The sequence below is a fragment of the Streptomyces sp. NPDC007205 genome (assembly GCF_040634095.1).
Taxonomy (GTDB): Bacteria; Actinomycetota; Actinomycetes; order Streptomycetales; family Streptomycetaceae; genus Streptomyces.
The window spans coordinates 1-6,317 of sequence record NZ_JBEYEW010000102.1 but is presented as its reverse complement, the minus strand read 5'-3'; the positions used below and the strand labels follow the sequence as shown (position 1 = coordinate 6,317).

The following is a 6,317-nucleotide window of genomic DNA, read 5'->3' as shown; positions in this document are numbered from 1 at the left end:
CCGAAAACACCACAGCCACAAGCTCATTGACATCTCGCACACCACACCAACGGCGCCCGTCACCCTTGGTTACCACCGATTACGGGCCAGAGCCAAAATCAAAGCAGACCCACTAGAACGGTGGCTGTCTCAATCCCTTGATGCGGAGCGGACCGGCGGCGGGGTTCGCAGAGGCCCAGTCGACCGTGAAGCTCCCCTCGTTGCCGTCGGATAAGCGCAGAGTGAGCTCGTCGCTCTCCTGCAACGGACGGAGGTCGACGCGAGGGTCGTCAGACACTAGGATGCCGAACCACCTGTCAGAGGGCTGCGTGTAGTGCTTCCAGAGCTTGGCGTGGACCGGGATCACGACGGATCCGGCGATGATGATCGATTTCCCATTGTATGCATAAGCTGCCATGCTCTCATTCTGTAAGCTCCTTATCCCTTTTCTCTGGTTTTCCCGTTACGAACGGGCCAAAGCCCAGGTGAATGCGCCCACTGCGGCGAACGATTCCGCACCCGCCTCGACGGTCGTTCGCTTCCGCGGGACTGGCCACAACCTCGACACCATGTCGGCCGGTATCGTCAGGAGTGCTGCCCGCGGCATCTCTGCTCTGGCGCTGCGGGCAGCTTGGGCCGCCCGGGTCAGCCCTCCTGAGCAGATGGGAGACCCGCGGACTTCGGTTCCCTGGCGGGCACCGACGACAGGCTCGCCGCGTTCCCCGTCTTCAACCGCAGTGGACACCGAAGCTTCGCCCCAATCGCCGTTTTGCACCTTGGCGAGAGCGGAGACCGACAAGTCAGCCCTGACTTTCCCCTCGTAGCGTAGAGGCCGTGGCTGCAGGGCGGTTGAGAGTTCATGGCGAGGATGAGACGGAAGTTCGATGCGGATTTCCGTGAGGGGGCTGTGTGGATCGTCACCGAGGCCGGTAAGCCGATCGCGCAGGTCGCGAAGGATCTCGGGTTCAATGAGCATTTTCCAACATCACGTTGAGGCGAGGTGAAGGACGAGGACGGCCTTCACGATGTCGGTGACGCGGTTGGTGCTGCAGCGGAGTTTGCGAGTAGGCGTCAGCCCTTCAGGACCGCCATGGCCTGTTCGCCGACGCAGCGGATCTTGGCGTGGGTGGTGTTGTACGGGCGCTGCCACCGCTTGAGGTGGCGTCCGCGGAACGGGACGCGAACGGGGCGGCCTGCACCCTGGTACGCCTTGTCGGCGTAGGTGGTGAGTCCGGCCGCGGCGAGCGCATCCAGAATGCCGTGCTCACGTGCCGCGGTCAGATCGTGAGTGGCGCCTGGGAGCGCGGGTGAGGCCCACAGCAGGCGGCCGAAGGGATCGGTGAGGACCTGCACGTTCATGCCGTGGTCTTTCTTCTTGCTGGGGTAGTACGGGCGGTCGGCGGCGATCCGGTCGATCGGCAGCACGGTGCCGTCCAGGATCAGATACGCCTTCTTCCGCGCCGTTGCTATCGCCTCGTCGAGCGTCGGCGCGAGCTCGGCCAGTACCTTGATGGCCTCACGGACATAGCGATAGACGGTCGCGATCCCGATGCCGAACCCGGCGGCGAGCTGGGCGTAGGTGTCACCGCAGCGCAGGTGCGCCAGGACGAGAAGGGCCTGACGGCCGGCGGCCAGCCGTCGCCATCGTGTACCAATCTCCCAGCGGTGGACGGCCAGTTGGCAGGCCAGATGCCGCAGGTGCGCGGTGGACAGATCGATCGCCGACGGATAGACAAGCACGTGAAGCTCCTGGTGGTGCACGGTGGATCTTGGTCGTGACACCGTCTACCAGGACCTTCACCACGTTGCAGAGCCGACCAACTTGCGGACGGCATCGCCAGGCTGGAGTAGGCTCAATGAGACCACGCTGGCCGGTTGGGTGTCGCGCGCCCAGCGGGGCCGGGCTGGTGGGTGGGAGCGAGGAATTCGCGCGGCTGCGGCGGGGGAACGCCCAGCTGAAGAAGGACGACACGGAGCTGGCTATGGAGCGTGACCTGCTCAAACGCTGCATGGTTTTGTGGGTGAAGTGGCTGTGGCGGACCCGGCGGTGCTCGTCGGGGTGATCAGCGGCCAGAAGACCGTGCACAACGTTCGAGGCGCGAGGCCAGGCGGGCTGGACTGCACACCGTCGCCGAGATCACGGCCGAACTCGGTCCGCAGGGCCGCAAGCCGCCGCGCCGACGCCGCTAGCTCACCCACCCCGGCCAGTGGAAAGCCGCTCCTGGCCTGGTGCGACGCAAGTTCGAGGCCACCGCACCAACGCGCTGCGGTGGGGCGGCATGACGGCGATCGACACCGGCGAGGTCAAGCTCTGCCTCACCAGCGCCCACGACGCCTCCTCCCACCGCGCCCTGGGCTACGCGACGGGCGAACGGCACGATGCCGCGCTGGTCAGCGCCGCCCTGCACAACACACCCGTGAGGCACTCCAGCATCTGTGCGGCCGCTGGAGTGCGGCGCAGTCCATGGGGCACACCGGATCGGCGCTGGACAACGCCGCCGCGTCGTTCCCCTCCGCCCCCGAAATCGAGTACGTGCACCGGCACACGTTCCGTACGCGGGCCGAGGCCCGGCTGAACACCGCCACATGGATCGCGGACTTCTGCAACGCCAAACGCCGCCACAGCGCGGCCGGCGGGAAGCCACCCGCCGAGTTCGAACGGATCATCCAGGAAGCGCGAGCCCAGACCGATCAGGAAGGCCGATGCGCATAAGCAACGTCTCCACAAAAACCGGGGATTGACAGACCCGTGTGGCGACAAACCACCATCAACAGGAAGTCAGAGGAGAACTGACATTGCCCTGGTCGGGCTGCATGCGCAACACGCGGCCGATGAATGGGTCGGGCCAGGCGTGGGCCGCGTGCGGCGACCTGGCCGCGCCTGTTCGGCGTCCAGGCCGAACGCCCTGGAGCCGACCGGCGAGACCCTCGTGTAGGAAGGTGCCGGCCGGTACCTTCGTTGCGCTGAACGGCCGGGGGATAGCATCCCTCGGCCGTGGCATGCGTCAGCTCGTAGTGCTGGTCGCATCCTGCTGTGGGCGGTGATGAAGTGTGTTCCACATCGTAAGCACGTCCGCGGGATCCAGTTCGATCCAGAAGCCGTGCCCGATGACCTTCGAGACAAGGTCGGCTTGCCGCTTCCGCAAATGGGAGACACGCCTGGCGCTCTCCCTTTCTTCCCTCGTGTCTCCCCTGACGTCCCCCACCGCAAGGCCCGCCATGATGTCTTTCAACTGCTCCTGCACTCGGGTCAGATCATCACGGGCGGCGACCAAGTCTCGGGGAAGGCCGGAGCGGGCCGCCTCCGAGACGTACGTCAGGGGGCTCGCCGAGCCCGTGGGTTGCTCGATCACATCAGGCACCTCTGTTCGTTGCGGCGACATTCCCTCGGGTCCCTCCTGCACTTCTCGTGCGTTGTCCCTTCCCATTGGCCTACCACCGCAGCTGCATCGCTGCTCGTCACGAAGGTGAAGAGAGGGCCGATCATGGTCAGAGATCACGCAAAGTTCGACGCTTCGTCCCCGGATTACAAGGTGTTCACCGACTCGCCTGCCCGGTTTGGCGATTGCCAATCCTCCTCGGCAGGCCAACCCACCCGTGATGCCAAGGTGGCGAAATGAGGAAATGTTGGATGCAGTAAGGGAAGTTGGAAGATTAAGGTTGCGTATCGACGAAGTGTGCAGGATGTGCGCTGGTTGCGTCGGTCGGGGGGGAGCTGCGTGTTCAGCTGAGGAGCCGTGTCCGGACCAGGAGTTCACGGGCGTCGGGGTGGCCATGGAGCGGTTGAAGCTTCACTCGCAAGGTCTGCAGGTGGCGCGCGTGGCGCGGGCGGATTGGAGGACGGCGGAGGCGGAGAGGAAGCGTTGCCAGTGAACCAGGGCTTCTTCGAGGTGCCCGGCGTTCCAGTGGGCCTCGGCGAGGCAGGCACGGGTGAGGGTGGCAGCGCCGTATACGGCTTCGTTGCGTAGTCGTAAGGATGGTTCAGAGCGTTCACGGACCCGAGGCGCGGTGAATGGCCCGGGAGGCCCGTCAGTGAACCCCTTTCATCCTGCGTCTGGAGGGTCGTATGGCCTGGTAAACGGGGTGGTGACGTGGTGAAGCCCCTCGTCGTTGGTTGGTGATCTCACTCAACACGACCATCCGCCGGGGGGCTTCGTTGGTTCCGTATCCTTCCATGCTCGACATCCCGTATGAGCGTCTCAGAGGCGACCGCCTGGCGGTACGTGGACGAAACCCTCGAGGTCCCGGCCTCCGAGGCACCCGGCCTGCATCAAGCCCTCGTCGGTCCGGGCGACGACGACTTCATGATCGTCGACGGGACGGCACCCTGATCCTCCACCGACCGCGTCAAAGCCGACGAGCCGCACTCCCCGATGAAGCATCACAAGCACGGCCGAACGTCCAGCTCATCACACGTGGCGACGGCACACCCCTATGGATCTCCCGGGCAACACCGGGCCGCACCCATGACCTGACCGCCACCCGCGCCCACGGCATCATCCAAGCCCGCCTCACCCAGCAGACCCTCATCCTCGACATTCTGCGTGTGCGAGGGGATCCAGGGCGGTGCGGCGGTCGTAGTGGGCCAGTGGCACACCGCGTAGTGGGCGTGCGTATAGGCCTGGACCGCGGGTGGAGCGCCGTCGGCATAGGAGGCGGCCTGTTCGCTAGGGCGTGGGACGCTGGAGTGTGACGGCCCAGCTCGTGGGCTGCACGGCCATGGCGCGCGGGGCGATGGCTAGGGTGGCGGAATCGACGGCATCGGCGGCGAACCGGGCGGCCATAGTCCGAGCTCAAGTTGCCCAGCAGCAAGCTCAGCTAAGCGACTGACGGCAGCGCATGGCGCGGACTTCGCTCTCGTGCCGCGGAGTTCAGGACGGGGAGCACGTACTGCTTGAGGAATCCGGCCAGGGCAGCCCTCACCGGCTTCCCGCCGTACCTCTCCGCGGCCATGTGGAGCAGAAGCGCCATGGCCTGCATACGATCGGCGTCCGTCCGTCCCGCTCGGCATGAGGGGGGGCTCGATGTGGGCTCGCCGACTGCGGACGAGGCGTGACTCGTTCAGGTATTGCCATGTCGGCGGGGCTGTAATCGCCTGTTCCCAGCCGTGACTGACGGGCGTGGTCGAGCTCAGCGCGAGTCAGTTGGGACAGTTTGCGCAGCCTCCCAGGCTGCCACTTCCGCCTGGCCGGCCGTACAGCGAATGTAGCGTTCCTTATGGACGGGCAAGGCCGCAGGACGCGGCATTCTATGACCATGATGGGCGTATTCAAAGCGAGGCGGGAATGAAAAACGTGGGACCCCTCGCGAAATTCGGTAGGGCCGGTCAGGGCCGTAGAGGCGGGCCGTGACAGTGACACCGGGATGCAGTCGGTCGACAGGCTGCCGGTTCACGATGTCCATGAGAGGTTCGGTCCTGGTGTCAGCCGGAGTTCCGAGCGGGTCGGGGGCGCCGACTGTCCATATGGAAGCAACTTGCCTCGCGTGTCTGGCATACGGGACAGGTACCTTTCCAGCGGCTGAGCGGTCCGTGCGCTTGAAAGGGCTGCATGGGATGCGGCATATCGGCTTGCCAGAAGGTGACCTTGACAGCGGAACGCTCCCGCCATGTGTTGGGCCCGTCGCCCACGGGGAGAGACGACGGGTCCAACGGCCTTGGCGGCACCGTGAGCATGCTGCCGCCAAAGGGTTAGGGGTCAGGGGCAGCGACCACCGCCAAGCCTCCGCTGTCCCGGTCCTCAACCGCAAATAAGAGTGAAAACGCGCCCTATCATGACGCCGGCGCAGCCTCAGCCGGGAGTAACAGCCAAGCTAAGCCCGCGCGTCGCCCGCCGTGCCCGGGATGAGTTCGTGTCATCTCGATCTGGTGTTGCAGACCCGCTGGTCATCAGCGCTTCCCGGAGTGCCGGCGGCGGCCCCGGTTGCGGGGGCCCACGACGGCGGGAGCGGCGTCGTGGGAGTCGTCGTCGGCGGCCTGGGCGCGCTTGGCCAGGACCCGCTTGGTGAGGGCCTTCATCGCCGGCTCGCGCTCCTTGAGGTCGGCGACGAGCGGTGTGGCGATGAAGATCGACGAGTAGGCACCGGCCGCGAGGCCGACGAACAGCGACAGCGAGATGTCGTTCAGAGTGCCGGCGCCGAGGAAGCCACCGCCGATGAACAGCAGGCCCGCGACCGGGAGCAGGGCGACGACCGTGGTGTTGATGGAACGGACCAGGGTGCCGTTGATCGACCGGTTGGCGATGCCGCTGTAGGTGAAGCGGGTCTGCTTGGTGATGTCCTTCGTCTGCTCCTTGAGGCTGTCGAAGACGACGACCGTGTCGTAGAGCGAGTAACCGAGG

4 protein-coding genes and 3 pseudogenes are annotated in these 6,317 nt (G+C 65.7%); 3 read left to right on the top strand and 4 right to left on the bottom strand.

Going from position 1 to position 6,317, the window contains the following annotated elements; translation table 11 throughout:
- Positions 1-112: 112 nt before the first annotated feature.
- Positions 113-397, bottom strand: coding sequence for a hypothetical protein (locus tag ABZ624_RS41685; RefSeq protein ID WP_360100746.1), 285 nt, complete (start codon positions 395-397; stop codon positions 113-115).
- A 441-nt stretch (positions 398-838) separates the two neighbouring features.
- Between ABZ624_RS41685 and ABZ624_RS41680 the strand changes: the two genes are divergently transcribed.
- Complete coding sequence (locus tag ABZ624_RS41680) at positions 839-973, top strand: transposase (RefSeq protein WP_360100743.1); 135 nt, start codon at positions 839-841, stop codon at positions 971-973.
- Here ABZ624_RS41680 and ABZ624_RS41675 read toward each other — a convergent pair.
- A pseudogene (locus ABZ624_RS41675) lies at positions 965-1,719 on the bottom strand (transposase family protein). The gene ABZ624_RS41680 and the pseudogene ABZ624_RS41675 sit on opposite strands and share 9 nt — an antisense overlap.
- 724 nt (positions 1,720-2,443) lie before the next feature.
- On the opposite strand from ABZ624_RS41675, the gene ABZ624_RS41670 reads away from it, so the two are divergent.
- Positions 2,444-2,692, top strand: a complete 249-nt coding sequence (locus tag ABZ624_RS41670) for an integrase core domain-containing protein (protein WP_360100740.1) — start codon at positions 2,444-2,446, stop codon at positions 2,690-2,692.
- 292 nt (positions 2,693-2,984) lie between these two features.
- On the opposite strand, the gene ABZ624_RS41665 is transcribed toward ABZ624_RS41670, so the two are convergent.
- Positions 2,985-3,332 carry a hypothetical protein gene (locus tag ABZ624_RS41665; protein WP_360100737.1) on the bottom strand — a complete coding sequence of 116 codons (348 nt, stop codon included), beginning with the start codon at positions 3,330-3,332 and terminating at the stop codon, positions 2,985-2,987.
- An 821-nt stretch (positions 3,333-4,153) separates the two neighbouring features.
- Here ABZ624_RS41665 and ABZ624_RS41660 point away from each other — a divergent pair.
- Positions 4,154-4,513 (top strand): annotated as a pseudogene (locus ABZ624_RS41660) (transposase family protein); the annotation flags it as partial.
- Positions 4,514-5,866: 1,353 nt separating this feature from the next.
- Here the strand turns inward: ABZ624_RS41660 and ABZ624_RS41655 are convergent.
- Positions 5,867-6,317 (bottom strand): annotated as a pseudogene (locus ABZ624_RS41655) (protein translocase subunit SecF); the annotation flags it as partial.

Coding starts and splice junctions, on each gene's coding strand:
- ABZ624_RS41685 (WP_360100746.1), bottom strand. CDS start 397: ATGGCAGCTTATGCATACAATGGGAAATCGATCATCATCGCCGGATCC.
- ABZ624_RS41680 (WP_360100743.1), top strand. CDS start 839: ATGGCGAGGATGAGACGGAAGTTCGATGCGGATTTCCGTGAGGGGGCT.
- ABZ624_RS41670 (WP_360100740.1), top strand. CDS start 2,444: ATGGGGCACACCGGATCGGCGCTGGACAACGCCGCCGCGTCGTTCCCC.